This is a genomic window from Paenibacillus sp. FSL P4-0184, from assembly GCF_038004625.1.
GTDB lineage: Bacteria > Bacillota > Bacilli > Paenibacillales > Paenibacillaceae > Paenibacillus_AQ.
Genome location: NZ_JBBORN010000001.1, coordinates 3,363,242 through 3,383,264, shown reverse-complemented (window position 1 = coordinate 3,383,264; position 20,023 = coordinate 3,363,242). Strand labels below are relative to the sequence as shown.

Sequence of the window (20,023 nt, the reverse complement as noted above, 5' to 3'; positions counted from 1 at the left end):
ATCCTGGTTTGCTTCAATAGCAAACTATGTAAGCTGAACTATTCATACGAATTCGTTCAACTTACATAGTATTTTGAGATTTAACTTTTAAATTAGCGTCCGGCCATATGCTGCTGAATCTCGGACAAAGATAGCTTCGATGTTTCCGAGATAATATAGTCCGCTTTCGACAGAATCTCAGCATCACCAACCCCTACGGCAAACATCCCCGCACTTTTTATCGCCTGAACTCCAGCCTCTGCATCCTCTACTCCAACACAATAACGGGGGTCAACCCCTAGCTCCTCCGCTGCCTTCAGAAAAATATCCGGAGCCGGTTTTCCATGAGCCACACTCTCCGGATCGGCAATCACATGAAAATATGAATCTACCTTCAACTGCCGTAGCAGTGTGCCGGCATTACGGCTGGCCGAAGCCAACCCGATCGGTATTCCGGCATACTCGAGATCATGGAACAAATCCAGGATGCCTGGCAATATTTCAGATTTATCCACAGCCTGAATCAATCGCTTATAATTGTTGTTCTTCCGATCAGCCCATTCCTTTTTTTGTTCCAAAGTGAAGGCTGCACCGCCGTCCGGTAGTTGACTCAGTATTTTTTCCAAGGAAGCCATGCGGTCGATCCCCTTGAGCTGCTCATTAAATTCCAGGTCAAAGGGAATACCCAGCTCATCTGCCAGCTGTTTCCACGCTTCATAATGATATTTCGCCGTGTCGGTAATTACTCCGTCCAGATCAAAAATCATGGCTTGAATCTCCTGATATTCTTTATTCACTTCGCTCAGCCTCCTTCATGTCTGTAACGATACGATCCTTCAACACGTATTCCCGGCCATGAATGAGCAAGGTAAGCTCACCCAATCCTGAAGTTAGGCGCTCCACCTCCAGCTTGCCACGGGTAACCGTCACCTGCAGACGCTCACCCTGCCAGGCAAGCGGGAAAGACAAGCGCTCCCAGGCCTGTGGAAGTTTCGGATTCAGGCGAAGAGAGCCCTCCCAGGAACGAACCCCGCCAAAGCCCATGATCGCTGCCTTCCAAATGCCGCCAATCGAAGCTGAATGAATACCTTCATCGCAGCTATGCATGTTTGTACCCAAATCAATGCGGGCTGCCTTGGCAAACATATCGTAAGCCAATTCCAGTTCATTGACATCGCTAGCCAGCATACTGTGCGTGGATAAGCTGAGCGAAGAGTCATGCAACGTTTTCGGCTCATAATAATGCCAATTCGCCGCTTTAGTCTCTTTAGAGAACCAGTCCTCCAGTAAGTAAAACAAAACGAGAATATCCGCCTGCTTCGAAACCTGTATTTCACTGAGCTGGGTCATGCTGTAGTCGGCAAGAATGGAAGCCACCTGATCCTGATCACGGTACTTCTCCAGATCAATAATTTGCTTGTTCAAATAAGTATCGTCCTGCGGAATGATGAACGAATGCATATCTGGCTGCGGAAGATAGATCAGCTTGGATTTATCCTCCCATTCCTTCAACCGCTCGGATAGAACCAACTGACTTTCTAAAGTCAAGTAAACATCGCTTTGCGCTTGCATAAGCTTGCGGGTGCATTCGATTGCTTTTGTCATATTCCAGTAGGCCATATAGTTGGTGAATGCATTGTTAGAGACATGTTCCTTATATTCGTCCGGACCAATCACATCACAGATATGATACTTCTGTTCCTTATCGCTCCACTCCAGCCGGCTTGCCCAGAAAGTCGCTGTTTCGAATATAATCTCATATCCGCACCGATCCATATATTCCTGATCACCGGTAGCCTGATAATAATGCCACACGCCATATGCCACGTCCGCTGTAATATGCTGTTCGATTTTGCCTGTCCAAATAAAGGTTGGCTTTCCGGTAACGATATCTACAGGGCCCCACTCAGGAGTCTCTTCCTCGCCGGTTGCTGCGGATTCCCAAGGGTACATCGCGCCGCGATAACCATTGTCACGCGCTTTTGTTCTCGCACCGTTCAAGGTGTGATAACGATATTCCACCAGCTTACGGGCTGTTTGCGGGTCGGTATACAAAAAGTATGGCAGAATAAAAATTTCTGTGTCCCAGAATACATGTCCCTTGTATCCCTCTCCTGTCAGTCCCTTGGCTCCTACAGAGAAACGACTGTCATGAGCAGGTGTCATCAGAAGCAGATGATACTGTGAAAAACGGATGGCCAACTGATCGAAGACGTCGTTGCTCTTGATCTCAATGTTGGCTTTGGCCCATACGCTTTTCCAGGCCTGCTCGTTTTCATTAACAAGTACATCAAAGCCTTTTTCTTCCTTCTTGCTGAGATATTCCCGGGCGGTATCCTGCAAAGCTTGATGCGCGGCCCCCCGATCTCTCCACTCCTTATCATAACTCGTATGCACCGAAGCCACCTTATCCAGCGTAATGCACTTGCCGACTTCCGCTTTAAGCTTGTAAGTCAGTGAAACTCTTCTGCGATCCATGCTCGGAGCTGGCGCAGTTGTAAGACGTACACCCCCCTCATACATCTGATGGACACAGGTATGTACAAATTCAATATTCGACTCCGATGTCGTTGCGGTAAGCTGGAGCAGCTCTTTATCAAACACCCTCCGCTCACCTTCTATAAAATGCTGTGCGCCCGAATTTGTCATCTGCCCGTTGATACCGGAACGAATTGAAATTTCCGCGGATTTCGTCAGCGGGGTAATTTCCACCCGCATACCCATTAGATGCCGGTCCTGTAGCGATACGAACCGCAGGAAAGTCATCTTAAACTGATCGCCGTTCTCGTCCTCCCAGAGGATGTCACGCCGGAGCTCTCCTTGCCGTAAATCCAGCTCCCGACGGTAGCTGTGAATTTTCCCTTTTTCTAAATGAAATGGTTTACCGTTCAGACGGATATCGAGCTGCACCATATCTGCGGCATTCGGAAGCTCAGTAACCTCCTGATTGGCAAAGCGGTTAAACGCTCCTGCAACAAACAAGTTGCGGCGTTCACCCGGATAGGACTCCTCTGTAGCAGCTCTTAGCCCAAGATATCCGTTACCCTGACAAAAAATCGTTTCAAACTTCCCTAAAAATCTAGCGTCAAACTCTGTTTCCGCAATCACCCAACCGTCATCGAGCGCATTTAATCCAGTATATTCAATCACTTTACATCCTCCTGTCTGAACGTATTCTGTATTAACCTTTCAATCCTGTAGTGGCAATGCCTTGCACCATATGGCGCTGGAACATCAAAAAGACGATAATGATTGGCAGGGTCAAGAGTACAACACCAGTCATCGTGAGGTTTGGCCATTCAAAATAACGATTCTTAAGTGTGTTCAGACCAACAGTCATTACATACCAGCGGCTGTCATTCACCAAGGTCACCGGCCATACGAAAGAGTTCCACGTACCGGTAAAACTGAAAATGATTTGTGTGCCAATCGCACCTTTGGATAGCGGAAGCATGATCCTGTAGAAAATACCAATCTTGCTCAATCCATCAACCTCCGCCGCTTCTTCAAGCTCCTTCGGCACTGTCAAAAAGAACTGACGCATCAGAAAGACAAGGAAGCCCTGAAACAGAAATGGAATAATGAGGCCTTGGTAGCTGTTAAGCCATTTCATATCAACGATCATGGAGAAAATCGGAATAATCATCACTTGGTAAGGCACCATCATCATCCCGATTACTAGGAAAAACACTACACCTCTGCCCCGAAAATTAATACGAGCCAAGGAGTAGGCAGCCGTCGTATTAACAAACAAGTTACCAATCAAAATACCGAACGTTACGATGATCGAGTTCTTATACCAAATCAATATATCCGAGGTTTGGAAAATGTCCCTGTAGTTTTCAAATGTCCACTGGCTTGGCAGCACAAGATGCCCGATGTCTGCTTTGGACAAAAGCGATGTATAGATGGCATAACCAAACGGCACTACGAAGAATATGGAGAATGCGAACAGTAGTACATAGCGTAAAATATGAGTTTTCCGGTTAAGCATCATCTAAATCTCCTCCTTAAGAAAGCGTTTTTGAAGCATAGACAGCGCAATAATAAGGGCGAAAATAATAAATGCTGCAGCACTACCGTAACCGGAACGGTTGAAGCTGAATGCCTGGCTGTAGAAATAAGTTACTATTGTACTCGTTGCACCGGCCGGACTTCCGAGCGAGCCGTTTCTTGCCAAGGCATAAGGCTGGTCAAACAGTTGCATGACGTTAATAATCCCGGACATTATGACAAGGAAGGTTACTGGTTTCAACATAGGAACCGTAAGCTTCCAGAACTGCTGCCATCCATTTGCTCCGTCCACACGACCCGCTTCATAAATATCGTTTGGAATGGTTTGCAATCCACCCAAGTACACTACCATGTAGAATCCCACATACGTCCAAACGGTAAGGATCATTAAGAATGGAAGTGCATACTTAACGTTGGCGTACCATGAAACGTCGGGGAAACCAAACCAGGTCAGCAATTGTGTTGCAATCCCTTCATTCTGCATGAACAAATACATAAATACAGTCGTCACCGCAATGGTTGAGGTGATATAAGGCATGTAATACAGTGTGCGGAACACACCTTTAAGGTGCATCACCTTGTTGAGGTTTACTGCAATCACCAAGGCGATGATCGCTTGTAGCGGTACCGCTACTACTGTCAACAATAAGGAATGACTCAAAGCCGTCCAGAAGTCCTTATCCTGGACAATCTCAACATAGTTTCCGAATCCGATAAATTTGGCTGCATCCGGATTTAGGAAACTGATGTCTTGGAAGCTGTAGATTAAAGATTGTACCAGTGGGTAATAAAACCAGATTCCCATCAAGATCAAGATGGGGGTGACGAACAAGTAGCCTACGAACGTTGATGAACTTCCCAATCCGGTCAGTCGTGACCCGAACCCGCGCTTGGGTCTGGACGATATGCGCTTAGTTTCTAAATTTGGCGTCATGGTGTTACTCCTTCCACTTACGAACCCCTTGTTCGTATGTTTTTAGTAACTCCATCATATAAATTGCCCGATTCTACTGGAATAGAGGATATTTACAAGACTCCGAGGATTTTTACATTGTGCATCGTCTGATACCAACGACAGAAAGCAAAAAAGTAGCGAGCCTCCGATGACCGGAGACTCGCTACTTTTTGCTTCTTTAACGTTTAGACAGAAGTAACGCTTTATTTCTCAATCAGTTTGAAATCGTCAAAATGGAATTCTGGAGAAACGATACAGGATACCAGGACCGGTTCTGATCCTAACGGGCGAGCCGCCTGCCATACGCCTGCTGGAACTACGACCTGCGGCTGTTGACCTGCAGCAATATCGAGACCCAGAATAACTTCCTGCACATTCTCAGGCTTATCTCCATTACCTCCGAGACTAAGCACTATTGGACTACCGGAATGCCAGAACCAAACTTCATCGGACAAAACAGTATGCCAATCAGATTGTTCCCCCTCGTGTAGCAAAAAATAAATCGAAGATGCCGAATGGCGCGATCCGGAATAGCTATCCCCAAGCACTTCCTGCGGAATTTCAAATTCGGAGTTCCAAAGTCTTTTGTACCAACCGCCCTCAACATGGGGCTGTAATCCGAGCAGTTCAACTAACGGTGAGATTTCTTTTTGTGTCACGGTAGCTTCTCTCCTTCAAAGTTTGCATGAGCAACAATAGCTTCGTATGCATAGGGTTGTTTTTGCTTTTTACTTTAACGGAAGAAGCACGAATTGTAAAATCTATTTACTATCCTTGCTCGCTTTGAATACCTCAGCAATCGCCCCAAGACTTCCCAGCGTTTCAACAGCGCTTGTTGGCAAGAACACTTTATTGGCAGGACCTTTGGCGATTTCAGCCAGAGCCTCGAAGGAGCGATATGCGAGCACATGCTCATCCAGACCTGCTGAGCGAATCAGCTCAATGCGTGATTTTTCTGCTTCAGCCACTGCTTGAATTGCTTTCGCCTCACCATGAGCTTCCAGCTCCTGTGCTTGTCTTGAACCCTCTGCTTGGCGGATACGTGCTTCCTTGTCGCCTTCCGCTTTCAGAATCTTGCTCTGCTTATCCCCTTCAGCACGCAGGATCATATCTTGCTTGGCAGCTTCCGCTTCCAAAACAATCGCCCGTTTGCTCCGCTCCGCTTTCATCTGCTTATCCATTGCTTCTTGAATATCGAGCGGCGGCTTGATATCGATGACTTCCACACGCTCGATTCTTACGCCCCACTTCTCTGTAGCCTCATCAAGCGCCAGACGAATATCAGTTGAGATTTTTTCACGCCCAGAAAGCGTTTCATCCAATTCCAGCTTACCAATAATTTGCCGCATAGTTGCCGTTGAAATGTTTCTTACCCCATATACATAATCGGAAATACCATACGTAGCTTCCTCTGGTCCCACTACCTGATAGAAAATAATCGTGTCGATCTGCACCTGCACGTTATCCTTCGTGATCACCGTTTGCGGAGGCACATTCGCTTGTTGAATTCTTAGATCATGGTAAGTACGTACCTGATCAATCACAGGTATCAGAATGTTCAGACCCGGCGTCAGTAGACGATTGAATTTACCCAGGCGTTCCACTACACCTACCCGTTGTTGCGGTACGATTTTGATCGTTAATGCCACAAATACTACGACTACCACTAGAATAATTGAAATAATTGCCCATTCCATTAGTTCATATCCCCCCATCGTTCTACTTCAATAATGGTCGTGCCTCGCTTCACTACTCTTACCACTTCGTCCTTGCCCAAAGACTGGTCAGAGCTCGCGCTCCACGTATCTCCGCCTACCTTCACTTGCCCGTAGCGCCCCTGCTCAATCGGCTCAATGACGACTCCTTGCCTGCCTACGATTTCTGTGCCTGTATCCTTGAACCCACGTGAACTGCGAAATTTAGAAACCAGTGGTTTCGAGAATATAGTCAGACCAAGTGCGACCAGTGATCCGAGAATCACCTGAAACAAAATGGCTTCAGGAACAATCAACGACACCAAACCTGCGGCCAACGCACCAATACTAAGCCATAACAGATAAAAAGTAAGCGTCATCATCTCAACAACAAACAGGACACCGGCTGCGATCAACCAAAACACAACCATCGGTGAACCCACCACCTTCCGTATGATACTACTATAACGAAAAGAAACAGCGATGCGTTGCGTAATTCCGTAAAAATATTGCAGGCATGTATATAATTTATATTCATAACATCGGAGGTTATGTGTTCTGCATGAGTTTCCTTAAAAAGAGGACATGCACCTTTTCTATCAAAGTTCACCTAAACAAGTATCCATGAATTAGAAAAATGTCCCCCTATATTAACGAATTTTATCCCTAGCATAATCCCTCTCTATGCTTGAAAATAAGAAATGCCTTCACCCATAAATAAGAAATTAATCCTAATTATTGAACTCCAAACCCACTCTTCTACTCACCCTACACCCCTTCAACAATGTTACATCTACAAGTTTAACAAAAAGGAATTCTTAGAACAGCAGTTTAGAAAGCGCTTACTTATTGCGTGAGCTTCATGTAGACCGCTATTTTTTTGCTGCTAAATCTATGAACAGGGCGTCAGTAGAGTGAGAGATTTGCAAGGGTGAAGGTACAGGTGAATTTCAAACTATGGGAGGTGAAGGTTGGGATTTCTTGCCGAAAAGAATTTCGAACTACACATTGAACCTTGGAGGTATAAAATCAATGATATTCACGAAAAAAAGTTCACGTAAGACCTTTGCGATCGCGATGATCGCCGCACTTGTTCTTACACTTTTTTCAGCCCTGGGTAGTAGTGCCAAAACGGCCAACGCCGCACAGGATTATAAACTGGTTGGTTATTACGCTTCTTGGGCCGCTTACGGGCGGGCTTACAATGTATCAGATATCGATCCCACCAAAATGAATGTCATTAACTACGCCTTCGCAGATATTTGTTGGAATGGCATTCACGGCAACCCTGATCCTACCGGCCCTAATCCGGTAACATGGAGCTGTCAAAATGAGCAAGCACAGACCATTAACGTTCCGAACGGCACGATTGTGCTGGGTGACCCGTGGATTGACACCGGAAAGAGCTTCGGAGATGACAAATGGGATGACCCCATCAAAGGTAATCTGAAGCAGCTATGGAAGCTGAAAGAAAAGAACCCGAACCTGAAAACGTTGATCTCCGTTGGGGGCTGGACCTGGTCGAACCGTTTCTCGGATGTGGCGGCTACAGCCGTAACCCGTGAGGTTTTTGCCAACTCGGCGGTAGACTTCATTCGTAAATATAAAATGGACGGGGTCGATCTCGACTGGGAGTACCCAGTCAGCGGTGGGCTCGCAGGCAACAGTTATCGTCCCGAAGACAAGGAAAACTATGTACTTCTACTGCAAAAAATTCGTGAGAAGCTAAATGCTGCCGGTCAGACCGATGGCAAAACCTACCTGCTGACCATTGCTTCCGGTGCAGGACCGACGTACGTCAATAACAATAATCTTGCAGGTATTGCTTCCATTGTTGACTGGATCAATATTATGACCTATGACTTCAACGGGAGCTGGAATAAGACCACCGGTCACAATGCTCCTTTGTACTATGATCCAGCCGCTTCTGCATCAGGCCTGACCGAACCGCAAAATTTCAACGTCGATAAAGCGGTAACCAGCTATTTAGCCAATGGCGTACCCGCGAACAAGTTAGTGCTTGGTATGGGATTCTATGGCCGTGGTTGGGGAGGTGCTCCTGCCGCAGGAAATGGCCAATATCAATTGTCCGCTGGTATTTCGTCCACGGGTACATGGGAAAAGGGTAGTTATGACTTCTATGACCTTGAAGCTAATTACATTAACAAAAACGGCTATACCCGTTATTGGAATGACATTTCTAAAGTGCCTTATCTCTATAATCCAACGAACCAAACTTATATCAGCTATGACGACGTAGAATCTTTTGGCCATAAGATCAATTATCTCAAATCAAAAGGCTTAGCGGGTGCTATGTTCTGGGAGACAAGTGGTGACCGTAACAAAACACTGACCAACAAACTGAACGCCGATCTTGGCGGCGGAGTAGTGCAACCGACACCGACTCCAACGGCAACAGTAACTCCAACACCATCGCCGACGCCTACAGCAACTCCATCGACAACACCAACACCAACGGTAACTCCAACACCAACGGCTACTCCAGGACAATGCGCAGCGGCGTGGAACCAGACTGCCGTATATACTGGCGGCCAGCAAGTTTCTTACAACGGTTCAGTCTATGAAGCTAAGTGGTGGACTCAAGGCGATCGTCCCGACCTTAGCGGTGCTGCTGGAGTCTGGAAATTCATCAACGTATGCGGGACAGCAACTCCGACTCCGACGGCAACAGTGGCACCAACCGCAACTCCCACACCAACGGCCACTGTAACACCGACAGCAACAGTAGCACCAACCGCAACTGTAGCACCGACAGCAACTCCGGCTCCAACCGCAACTGTAGCACCGACCCCTGGGAGTTCTAGCTGGATTGTAGGAATCGCTTACAAAACGGGTGACATCGTTAGCTACAACGCCAAAACGTATACTTGCCTCCAGCCCCATACTTCACTTCAAGGCTGGGAACCAGCGACCACACCCGCACTTTGGAAGCTGAATTAAGACTCATTATTAACGCGAAAGGATCATCGTTCCTAATCTACTCCCGCAGTTATATTATCCCTTTTGGAGGAATGTTAAATGAACATAAGTACACGTAATAGGCGAAGTAAATCCGCACGCTACATTGCGGCCTTAATGAGCGCCATCATTCTGCTTCCGCTTTACACAAGTGCAGGTGGATCGTCGCAAGTAGCCTTAGCAGCAGGGACGACGCCTACTGCTCCAGCTCCGGCTGCAGATCATCCGCGTAAAATTGTAGCTTACTTCCCGGAGTGGGGAGATCAGGAGAACAAAGGATTTTATACTGTCGATAAAATACCGTGGGGCAAAATCACTCACATTAACTATGCGTTCGCCAAGGTAAACCCTCAAACGAACAAGATTGATCTGATGGACCGTACAGCAGCTATCGAAAAAGACTACCCTGACCAATTAACTAATTTGCCGTATAAAGGACATTTTAATCAACTCGTAAAGTATAAGCAGTTATACCCCGATGTCCGCACCCTGATTTCGGTTGGTGGTTGGTCGGGTTCTGGTGGTTTTTATAACATGGCCAATTCGGAAGCTGGCCGCGAGACCTTTGCCAACAGTGTTGTGGATTTTCTACGTACCTACCAATTCAACGGTGTGGACATTGATTGGGAGTACCCATCTGGTACTGGTCAATCAGGTAACCCGAATGACTTCGGTGTGGCTGAGCCGCTGCGCACAGTGAATTACAACAACTATGTTCTCCTCATGAAAAAGCTTCGTGAAAAGCTGGATCAGGCAGGCGCACAGGACAATCAGAAATATGACCTAACCATCGCTGCAACCGCCTCCTCTTGGATTCTGGGCGGAATGAAGCTAGGGGAAGCTAACCAGTATTTGGACTGGGCGAACCTTATGACCTATGATTTCCACGGCGCTTGGAATGGATATGTTGGGCCGCATTCCGCCCTGTACCCGGATTCTCGTGATACTGAAACAGCTGCGCTGGGCACTCCGGTTCTGAATACCGACTGGGCCGTTCGATACTATTTGGGTACGCTTCCTCCGGAAAAAATCGTCATCGGAGTTCCTTATTACTCACGTGGCTGGAAGAATGTAAATGGAGGCATCAACAACACCGGTCTTTATGGTACAGCTCCTACAACCGGAGGTGGAGCCGACGGCGTATACGGAATCTGGAATGATCCTGCACCAGAGCAGCCGGCTGGCGCAAATCCAATCTGGCATGTGCTGAATCTGCTCAAAGATCCAGCGAACAAACGTTATTTCGATCCCGTTACCAAAACTCCATACTTGTTTAACGCAGACAAGAAGGTCTTTCTTACGTATGAAGATAAGGAGTCACTCGGCTACAAACTGGATTATATCAAGCAAAAAGGCTTGGGAGGGATGATGTTCTGGGAACTGACCGGCGACTACTCTGAAAAGAGTGATGGCACTTACACGTATGGCAACTCGTTGACCGATTTTGCCTATGACCAGCTTAAGTCAGCCTCTTTGCCAGGTGGAACTCCAAAGCCACAACTACCTGCACCTACGAACTTCAGTCTTAGCTTCAGTGGCGCTTACGATCATCCGAATTATACCTACTCCCTGAAAATAACGAATAACACAGGCGCGGATATCTCCGGTGGCTGGAAGCTGGAATTCGATCTACCGACAACAACAACCTTGACCTCTGCATGGGGAGCCGGTACTGTAGAGCAAATCTCTACGGATTGGGACTTTAATCGCTATCGTATTACCGGGACTGCATCTCAAACGATTGCAAACGGAGGTACACTGGAAGTTCCAGGCATGATGAAGCTGAATTTCTCGGGTGGTCCGCAGCGAATTACACTGAACGGAAGCTCGTCCCAGCAGGAATACGACAAACTATATGGAGGCATCACTCCAACGCCTACACCTACAACAACACCAACTGCGACACCGACACCAACTGCGACACCAACACCAACACCTGTGCCTACCGTAACACCAACACCGACCGCAACGCCGACACCTACTGTGACACCAACGCCGACTGCAACCGCAACACCTACTCCAACGCCGACCGTTGCACCAACACCGACTGCAACCATAGCACCTACGCCAACGCCAAATCCAGGAATATCTGCCTGGGCAGCGGGAGTCGCATACAAAGCGGGTGATAAGGTTAGCTACAATGGGTTAACGTATACATGTCTACAGCCCCACACTTCACTGCTGGGCTGGGAACCGACAGCGACACCCGCACTCTGGAAGCTGAACTAATTCAATAAAATTATAAGCCTAGCCTTACAAATCAAAAGAAGCTTGCAAATCAAGGTACACCCCTTGGATTTGCAAGCTTCTTTATTTCATCTCATATGCGACCGCATAGAGGTTTAGGATTAGGAATTCAAGTCATCTGCAGCTGCCAGCTTCTCCGTCAGCAACCTTAGCGCAGTGCCTCGGTGGCTAATCCGCTGCTTCTCTTCTAGCGTTAGCTCTGCCATTGTCTTTTCATATTCCGCCAAGTAAAACAACGGATCGTAGCCGAAGCCACCACCACCAGCAGGTTCGGATGTGATCCATCCCTCCACTGCACCTTCAGCGGTTAACTCCCGTCCTGAGCTTGGATCGTATAAGGACAATGTACAGACAAACCGAGCTGTACTTAGCAAAGGCTGTCCGGTATCCTCGCCCTGTTTTAGCTTCTCAAGTTCGCTAAGCAGCTTCAGATTGTTCTCTTCATCCCCCGCATCTTCCCCTGCGTAACGTGCAGAGTATACACCCGGTTTGCCATCCAAAGCGTCTACGCAAAGACCCGAATCATCGGCGAGTACCGGAATTCCCAGGGCATCGCCTACGGCTTTGGATTTTTTAAAGGCGTTCTCGGCAAAAGTGGCTCCGTCTTCCACCACATCGGGCAGATCCGGATAGTCGTACATACTTTTCACTGTCAGCCCTAGCGGGGCAAAAGCATGCTCGAATTCGCGTACTTTCCCCTTATTCTTCGTCGCAACAATAAGAATACCGCCGTCAGACTTCATGCTACACCTCTTGGCCCGGCTGGCCGGAAGGGATTTTGAGAGCGATCGCTCCAAGCGCTTCTTTCTGCGCAGCAATCAGTTCATAGATTCCCTTCTCACCTAGACCCAGCAAAAGATCCAACTCTTGACGAGTGAACGGTCTTTCTTCGCCAGTCCCTTGAAGTTCAACAAAGGCACCGCCGCCAGTCATAACTACATTCATATCTACTTTTGCTTTGGAATCTTCTTCATAATTCAAATCGAGCAGCGTTTTATCCCCTACAACACCGACACTGATTGCCCCCAAGAAATCTGTTATAGGAAACACAGGCAACTTGTGCTGAAGTGCAATTTTGTTAATAGCAAATGCCATCGCAACAAAAGCACCTGTAATCGAAGCGGTCCGCGTACCACCATCCGCCTGAATCACATCACAGTCCAGCGTAATACTACGCTCGCCTAACGCATGTAAATTAACTACGGAACGAAGCGCTCGTCCGATCAGCCGTTGGATCTCCATAGTCCGTCCGGTAAGCTTACCACGTGCTGCTTCACGCTGATTACGGGATTGAGTTGCCCGAGGAAGCATCGAATATTCAGCGGTTACCCAGCCTTTTCCTTGCCCTTTAAGAAACGGAGGCACTTTTTCCTCCACAGTAGCCGTACAAATGACTTTGGTATCTCCCATTTCAATGATCACGGAGCCCTCAGCATATTTATTCGTTTGGGTTGTTATTGTCAGCGGCCGTAATTGGTCGTCGTTTCGCCCGTTTGATCTCATCTTTTCTGCCTCCTACATCGTATAACTAAAAGTTTAGCGTGAGTCCCATTTCCCCGTCATAAATACCGAGTAACACAATGCTTGGGACGTAACGTCTTTTTGAGCAACTTTTATTCTACCAAAGAGGAGGCACAAAAGCATCTTTTAAACCTTACAGGGTCATTCTATAACGGGATCTCATTCAAATATTCAGGTGCGGAAACAGGTTTGCTGTAGTCCACATTATCCGTATCCGTTATTGATTCCTTGCCGTTCAAGCGAATTTGTACCAGAGAATCATCCGAATTTTGCGCAACCGTCAGTACGACCGATTCCAGCATTTCAGCGGGTACACCTTTACCATCTGTGAACATATCATCCGTCAAGGACACGGTAACTACACCGTTCTGCCCAGCATCAACGGAATCAAGTATCGTCCCCTGTGTCATGACCATTTCCAGCCCATTTCCGGATTCAGGACCTGCAATCAATTCGTTCAAAGCAGCGGTCAGCTGTTCTTGTCCGGCGGGTACAAAGCGGGTTACAGGTACATAATATTGGATACCGTCAGGAGATGTTGTGGAAAAATAAACAGTAACCGCACTGGAGTTCATCAGAAGTGGACCTTGCTTCGGCAAGTTTATGCCCATTGTGCGGGTTAATGGACGATCCAGCGGAGTTCCTTGAAGCGGCATCTCTGTGAGCTTTTTACCATCTACCCAGAGCTGTACGCTTTTAATGTCATCTTGACCGGTCAGCGTCCAAGTGATAGCTTCGAGGATTTTACGCTCATCCGCAGCATCATAGTTATTAAATTCTTTATTAAATTCCACAACAGCTAAATTCGACTTCTTGTCTACCGTAACATTTTGGACTTCCGTTCCAGCTGGAAGAACGCCTAGGAATCCTTCAGGCACTGATGAGGCATATTCTCCCTTGCTCACTAATGCCATTAACGAGTTTTTGAGTGCGCTGGAATCTTTGCTCTTTGGCAAGCTTAGGGATACAGGAGCGAGTAATCCATTACCATCTTCCAAAAATACAGTTGTCCGATCTCCGGAAGCATTGCCCTGTGAAGTTTTGGTGCTGCCTTTAACCGCTGTCTGTGTATCATCCTGTGTCACAGGACCGAATACACCTGAATCCAACGTAGTATTCCCACTAGTCTGTAACATTTGTGCTTCAACCTCTGGTGGCGGAGCATCAATCGATGCCGATTCTGAACCAAACAGCCCACACCCGGACAGTGCCAGTGGAACTGCGAGTAAGCATACTGCGGAGATTCCGCGGATTTGTTGCATAGGTTTCATCATTTATTACCCCTTTCAAGGTTAGATATCATTTGTACTGCTATGTATACGAGACCTTTGTCCAAAAAATAACAACAGCTTATCCTAAATTGTTGGAAAAGCCTGTGAACTACTTCTTCATCTCAAGTAGGGCCTGGATTTCAGTTCGCTGAAACTTCCCTCGCTGGACAAATACTTCCAGTAAACGTACAATCTGAGGTAACAACAGTCCTTAACATCATACTAACGTTTGCTGTAATGAAATGACTTACTAAACAACGAGGTGACTGAACATGGCTGATGACAAAATCGAAAAAATTCCGTACAGTCTGAACAGCAAGGCCGTCGCAGATGCGACCAAATTCTGGCTGAACAAGCGTGGAGTAACCCTGGAAGAAATCGCGGAACTCGTTATGTTCCTGCAACAGAAATACTATCCGAATTTAACGATGGATGAATGTATCCATAATGTAGAGATGGTGCTTAGCAAGCGAGAAGTACAAAATGCTGTACTAACAGGCATTCAATTAGATGTAATGGCAGAAGAGGGCAAGCTGTTCTCCCCACTTCAAGATATGATCGAAAATGATGAGGGATTGTACGGCGTAGATGAGATTCTTGCCTTCTCTATCGTGAACGTATACGGCAGTATCGGATTTACCAATTATGGCTACGTGGACAAGCTGAAGCCAGGCGTTCTTCAAAGGTTAAATGACAAAAGCACCGGACAGATCCACACCTATCTCGACGACATCGTTGGTGCCGTGGCGGCGGCAGCCAGTAGCCGAATCGCACACCGCAAGCAAGCGGAGCGCGAAATTGAGCTGGATCTGCCCCACACACCAGAGGATCGCGAAGAGGCCGCTAGGAAACTTGCAGAATATGATGAAACTCCGGAATGAGGAGTTTTAGGTACACCTTAATGATGAGTTTCAGATCGACTATATGAAACTCTGAGGAAAAAGCGATTGTTTCACAGCCCTGCGGGCTGTTGAGACAATCGCTTTTTTGTGGGTAGCGGACGAGGAGTTCTACGATGGTGCTTCTGCTATGGGGGTTCTACGGTGGGGGTTCTACAGGAGCTCGTTGCCTATAGGGAAATCCTCCCTATAAAATAACGATTTTGGCTCAAATCCAGAGATTATACGGAATTCTTCCCTATAATCTCTATGAAAACCTTAATCTATAGCCAAATCAGTAGAATTATAAGGAGAAATTCCCTATAAACAGATTTAGAATCATTAAACGCAAAATTATAGGGTGAAATTCCCTATAATTACTACCAACGTTTAGCTGCATGACATACATCATTTAGTTGCTCGACTTTTGAAACGTTTCGCCCATGCTATCGGACTCAGGAGGCGCTACACTCATAAATCACCCTGAATCTGAACACTTACGGTCTCCAGAGATGCTATTCGTTCAAAAATGACCCAAAACACTACTCTGTACAAGTAATAACGCCTTTCCGGTCCGATACTAACCTCAAAAGCTCCAAAATCAACGAATAGCGTCATCTGAGTCCGAATACATACGCTAACGCATGAATATGGAAGCGATCGAAGGATGGAAAGAGGGAAGGAGGAACAAGGTTACTCAAATACAAAAAGAGCAGTCCCCACAATCAGGACTGCTCTTTAACAAGTTATACTTTCCAGTACAATTCGATCTTGCTTGCAAGATGCTCTCTAGCTGATATGTTCTCCAACACTTTCAGCTGCGGCGAACAAGAAACCGCCGTCTGCCTCCAGCATGACTGCCCGTCCCCGGCGTACCAATTCTTCCAAATGCGCCAGGGTCTCACTCATCGCAAAGCGCATCTGATGAACAGTCGTTACTCGGCTGCGAAACAGAAATTCGCACACCGCGAATCCGCTAAGCGGGCCCCTGGTGAGCAGCGCCGCCGCTGTATCCAGCCGCTCCTCATGATGAACGAGCAGGCTGCTTACCCGGTGCGCGAAGCCAGCGAAGGGCTCGCGATGACCCGGGAACGCCATGCTGACCGGGTAGCTGCCCAGTTCCCGCAGCCCCTGAAGGAACGTCTGCAGCGGCTGTGGATCGCTGCCTGGCAGCAGGCTGACATTGGGCGAGATCTGCGGGAGCACAGCGTCCCCACAGATCATAAGCCCGCTGTCAGCATGGTACAGGCTCACATGCCCCGGTGCATGTCCGCCGGTAATAATGAGCTGCCATTCACGGTCGCCCATCTTGAAGGGCTCCGCCACATTGAAATAAGAAACGGCAGGCTGCGGCTCCACTTGGGAATTAAAGCTTTCCAAGTGGGCTTTAATCCCGTTCGACCACTGCTCCGTCATCCCATACCGGATGAAATAATCCGGTAAGATCTCATTTATGCCTACATCATTGTCTACGCCATTTCCCGTATCTTCATCCATGTCATTCCCCTGATCTTCACCAGTGCCCAAGCCCCACATCAACCTTGCCTCCGCATGGGCGCGCTCCGTCATCCACACCTTACAGCCACTCTGCGACTGCAGCCAGCCGGCTAATCCGTAATGGTCGGGATGGTGATGCGTAACGACAATATCCCGTATATCCATCCACGACAAGTCCAGCTCCTGCAAAATCCCGAGCCAGCAATTCTCTGTATCCGGGCTGCGCGGACCTGGATCGATAATAGTTACTCTACCATCTTCATCCGAGAGGATATAGCTGTTCACTTGACGAAGAGGCGAGTCCATGGGTACCGAGACTTGGAGAATGTTCTTGTCCCATGAAGTAATCTCTGCCTTAGACATAGAGCGTTCACCACCTTTAAATCTTTTTCCGGAAACCATTTAGGGACGTGTTCCACCAAAGATCATCCGCGTGGACCTTTCTGCATCATAAACCTCATCTTCATAGCTGCCATGTACAGCTTCGAGCTGCAAGCCCGCTTTCTCAATCATTTCCTTGAACTCCTCCAGTGAATAAAGCTTCACACGCTCATGATATTGACGAGGCGTAGGGTCATTCTTAGTGGTTAGAATGATGTCCTTCTTCACATAACCATCCTCAATCCGGCGTGACTCATCTATCAAATTCTCTCCGTCCTCACGCGTAGAATGCGGCACCAGATGACGAATCACATGCGCAGGATTCAAAAAATCAATAACGAACTTGCCACCTGGTTTCAGCAGACGATAAATTTCACGCAGAACCTTTACTTGCTCCTCATCTTTTTCAAAATAACCAAAAGAAGTAAACAGATTAACTACGGCATCGAATCCTCCATCTAGTGGTAAATCACGCATGTCGGAACGGATCCAGGTTACCTTCTCCGCCCCGACTTGAGATCGAGCTTCACGCAGCAAGACCTCCGACAAATCCACTCCGGTAACCTCGTATCCTTCCTTCGCAAGTGCCAGAGAATGACGTCCCATCCCACAACATAAATCCAGCACTTTCGAACCTGGAGGCAGTCTCAACCAGGCGATCATCTGATCTACTTCTTTACGTGCTCCACCGAAATCCCGGTGCTTATATACGATCAGATAGTCCTCACCAAAGCTCTTTTCATACCATTCAGTCATGTTGTCTCTCCTCTCCTCCTACAGGCGTCATCCCGCAACTCCACTTCATGTATGCTAATGTATCGCCATTGTACAGTCTTTTGCTGACAAACTCAAAGAAGAGTCATCATCTTGACCTCTTGGGCTTTAATGACAACTCTTATTGAAACTTCCTTTACACACGCTGCTGCAAATAGACCCTTGCTTCATAAGGACGAAGTTTGAAAGAACGAATATCCTGATCTTTTGACTGCGGATAATTACTGATTAATAGCTCCAGCTGATCTGGATCGAACCCCGCTGGCCATTCGAATTCAGGCTCTCTATCAAAAAAATTCAAAATAACCAACAATCGCTGATCCTCTAAAGTTCGGGTATACGCATAAATCTCAGTATGCTCTGCAAGCAGTAGCTCATATGATCCGTACACGATCACCTTGTATTTTTTTCTTAACGCTATCAGCTGCTTATAGTAGTTGTAGATAGAATTCGGATCTTTAACCGCATTGCCAGCGTTAATCTCCATATGGTTGGAATTCACTTCAATCCAGGGCGTCCCCGTTGTAAAACCGCCTGCATGTCCATCGTCCCATTGCATTGGGGTACGGGCATTGTCCCGGCTTTTATGATGAATCGCAGACATAATCTGCTCTTCTGGAACACCGTTTTTTCGCTTTTCTTCATAATAATTAAGTGTCTCCACATCCCGGTATTCATCAATGGAATCGAAACAGACATTCGTCATACCGATTTCTTCTCCTTGATAAATGTAAGGAGTGCCTTCCAGCATATGAATGAAGGTCGCAAGCATTTTAGCCGAAGGAATCCGGTAAAAGAGATCGTTCCCGAACCGAGACACCGAACGCGGCTGATCATGGTTACATAAATAGTTCGCATTCCAGCCTCTCTCATGTAAAACTGTCTGCCAGCTACTCATGATCTTTTTCAGTTCAAGTAGACTCCAGGGAACCACATCCCATTTCCCACTACCCGGCGAAGCGGCATCCAGAAACATATGTTCAAACTGAAAAGTCATATTCAGCTCCCGGCGTCCGTCACCTACATAATCCAGCGCCTGCTCTGGTCCGAGCCCCGAGGTCTCACCTACCGTCATAATATCGTAGAAATATAACACCTTATCGTATAGATTCTGTAGCAAGGTATGCACATCCTCCAGATTGGAGAACATACCATAGGCCCTTACAGTAGGTGTTCCGCCCGGGTTGTCTGCATCTGGATACCCTTTCGTCTTCACGATATGTGCAATCGCATCAAAACGAAATCCATCCACACCCTTCTTCAGCCACCACTCCACCATTTCATGTAGCTTATCAATGACCACAGGATTCTCCCAGTTCAGATCGGGCTGGTATTTGGAGTAAAGATGTAGATAATATTCATCCGTCCGCGGATCAAGCTCCCATACCGAGCCACTGAAATAAGACTCCCAGTTGTTCGGGGGGCCGCCATTTTTACCTTTTCGCCAAATATAATAGTCCCGTTTAGGATTGTCCTTCGACGACCTGGATTCTACAAACCAAGGATGCTCATGTGACGTGTGGTTCAGAACCAAATCCATCATCAGCTTCATTCCACGTGTGTGCAACTCCCTGAGCAACCGGTCAAAATCATCCATCGTACCGAATTCCTTCATAATGTCACAGTAATCACTGATATCATACCCGTTATCATGGTTAGGTGATTTATAAATAGGACAGACCCAGATCACATCTACACCTAGGTCCTGTAAATAATCCAGTCTGGATATAATACCTTGCAAGTCTCCGATTCCATCTCCGTTACTGTCCATGAAGCTGATCGGATAAATCTGATACACGACGCTTTCTTTCCACCATTTGGGGTTCATAACTC

Annotated in this window: 16 protein-coding genes; 3 read left to right on the top strand and 13 right to left on the bottom strand. The window is 47.2% G+C overall.

The window, feature by feature from the left end; all coding sequences use genetic code 11:
• Positions 1-92: 92 nt before the first annotated feature.
• The 7 genes from pgmB to MKY52_RS14750 all read right to left on the bottom strand — a co-directional run bounded on the left by pgmB (position 93) and on the right by MKY52_RS14750 (position 7,073).
• Positions 93-746: a beta-phosphoglucomutase gene (pgmB, locus tag MKY52_RS14780; protein WP_076120814.1), complete on the bottom strand. Its 654-nt coding sequence runs from the start codon at positions 744-746 to the stop codon at positions 93-95.
• A 22-nt stretch (positions 747-768) separates the two neighbouring features.
• Positions 769-3,129: a glycoside hydrolase family 65 protein gene (locus MKY52_RS14775; protein WP_341052015.1), complete on the bottom strand. Its 2,361-nt coding sequence runs from the start codon at positions 3,127-3,129 to the stop codon at positions 769-771.
• 31 nt (positions 3,130-3,160) lie between these two features.
• Positions 3,161-3,976, bottom strand: a complete 816-nt coding sequence (locus MKY52_RS14770) for a carbohydrate ABC transporter permease (protein WP_341052013.1) — start codon at positions 3,974-3,976, stop codon at positions 3,161-3,163.
• Entirely contained in the window at positions 3,977-4,927 is a 951-nt protein-coding gene (locus MKY52_RS14765) for a carbohydrate ABC transporter permease (RefSeq protein WP_341052011.1), read from the bottom strand.
• A 224-nt stretch (positions 4,928-5,151) separates the two neighbouring features.
• Positions 5,152-5,607 carry a cupin domain-containing protein gene (locus MKY52_RS14760; protein WP_076286056.1) on the bottom strand — a complete coding sequence of 152 codons (456 nt, stop codon included), beginning with the start codon at positions 5,605-5,607 and terminating at the stop codon, positions 5,152-5,154.
• Positions 5,608-5,709: 102 nt separating this feature from the next.
• Positions 5,710-6,645, bottom strand: a complete 936-nt coding sequence (locus tag MKY52_RS14755; RefSeq protein WP_042191323.1) for an SPFH domain-containing protein — start codon at positions 6,643-6,645, stop codon at positions 5,710-5,712.
• Entirely contained in the window at positions 6,645-7,073 is a 429-nt protein-coding gene (locus MKY52_RS14750) for an NfeD family protein (protein ID WP_076300470.1), read from the bottom strand. The genes MKY52_RS14755 and MKY52_RS14750 overlap by 1 nt, the downstream gene beginning before the upstream one ends.
• A gap of 601 nt (positions 7,074-7,674) precedes the next feature.
• Between MKY52_RS14750 and MKY52_RS14745 the strand changes: the two genes are divergently transcribed.
• Together MKY52_RS14745 and MKY52_RS14740 are read left to right on the top strand one after the other, a co-directional pair.
• Positions 7,675-9,603 carry a glycosyl hydrolase family 18 protein gene (locus MKY52_RS14745; protein WP_341052008.1) on the top strand — a complete coding sequence of 643 codons (1,929 nt, stop codon included), beginning with the start codon at positions 7,675-7,677 and terminating at the stop codon, positions 9,601-9,603.
• 78 nt (positions 9,604-9,681) lie between these two features.
• A complete protein-coding gene (locus tag MKY52_RS14740; RefSeq protein WP_341052003.1) occupies positions 9,682-11,850 on the top strand; it encodes a glycosyl hydrolase family 18 protein in 2,169 nt (722 codons plus the stop codon).
• Positions 11,851-11,969: 119 nt separating this feature from the next.
• On the opposite strand, the gene MKY52_RS14735 is transcribed toward MKY52_RS14740, so the two are convergent.
• The 3 genes from MKY52_RS14735 to MKY52_RS14725 form a co-directional block, all read right to left on the bottom strand.
• The gene (locus MKY52_RS14735; protein ID WP_341052000.1) at positions 11,970-12,611 is read right to left on the bottom strand and encodes an XTP/dITP diphosphatase; all 642 of its coding nucleotides are present in this window, start codon (positions 12,609-12,611) and stop codon (positions 11,970-11,972) included.
• A gap of 1 nt (position 12,612) precedes the next feature.
• On the bottom strand, positions 12,613-13,371 hold the full coding sequence (gene rph, locus MKY52_RS14730; protein WP_076286052.1) for a ribonuclease PH: 759 nt from the start codon (positions 13,369-13,371) through the stop codon (positions 12,613-12,615).
• Positions 13,372-13,535: 164 nt separating this feature from the next.
• A complete protein-coding gene (locus tag MKY52_RS14725) occupies positions 13,536-14,660 on the bottom strand; it encodes a GerMN domain-containing protein (RefSeq protein ID WP_341053426.1) in 1,125 nt (374 codons plus the stop codon).
• Positions 14,661-14,932: 272 nt separating this feature from the next.
• On the opposite strand from MKY52_RS14725, the gene MKY52_RS14720 reads away from it, so the two are divergent.
• Positions 14,933-15,541: a phosphatidylglycerophosphatase A family protein gene (locus tag MKY52_RS14720; protein WP_076286050.1), complete on the top strand. Its 609-nt coding sequence runs from the start codon at positions 14,933-14,935 to the stop codon at positions 15,539-15,541.
• Between the two features lie 786 nt (positions 15,542-16,327).
• On the opposite strand, the gene MKY52_RS14715 is transcribed toward MKY52_RS14720, so the two are convergent.
• From MKY52_RS14715 to MKY52_RS14705, 3 genes are all read right to left on the bottom strand, one after another.
• The gene (locus tag MKY52_RS14715; RefSeq protein ID WP_341051997.1) at positions 16,328-17,398 is read right to left on the bottom strand and encodes an MBL fold metallo-hydrolase; all 1,071 of its coding nucleotides are present in this window, start codon (positions 17,396-17,398) and stop codon (positions 16,328-16,330) included.
• Positions 17,399-17,437: 39 nt separating this feature from the next.
• On the bottom strand, positions 17,438-18,172 hold the full coding sequence (locus tag MKY52_RS14710; protein ID WP_076286049.1) for a class I SAM-dependent methyltransferase: 735 nt from the start codon (positions 18,170-18,172) through the stop codon (positions 17,438-17,440).
• A gap of 154 nt (positions 18,173-18,326) precedes the next feature.
• On the bottom strand, positions 18,327-20,018 hold the full coding sequence (locus tag MKY52_RS14705; protein WP_341051994.1) for a glycoside hydrolase family 13 protein: 1,692 nt from the start codon (positions 20,016-20,018) through the stop codon (positions 18,327-18,329).
• Positions 20,019-20,023: the final 5 nt, after the last annotated feature.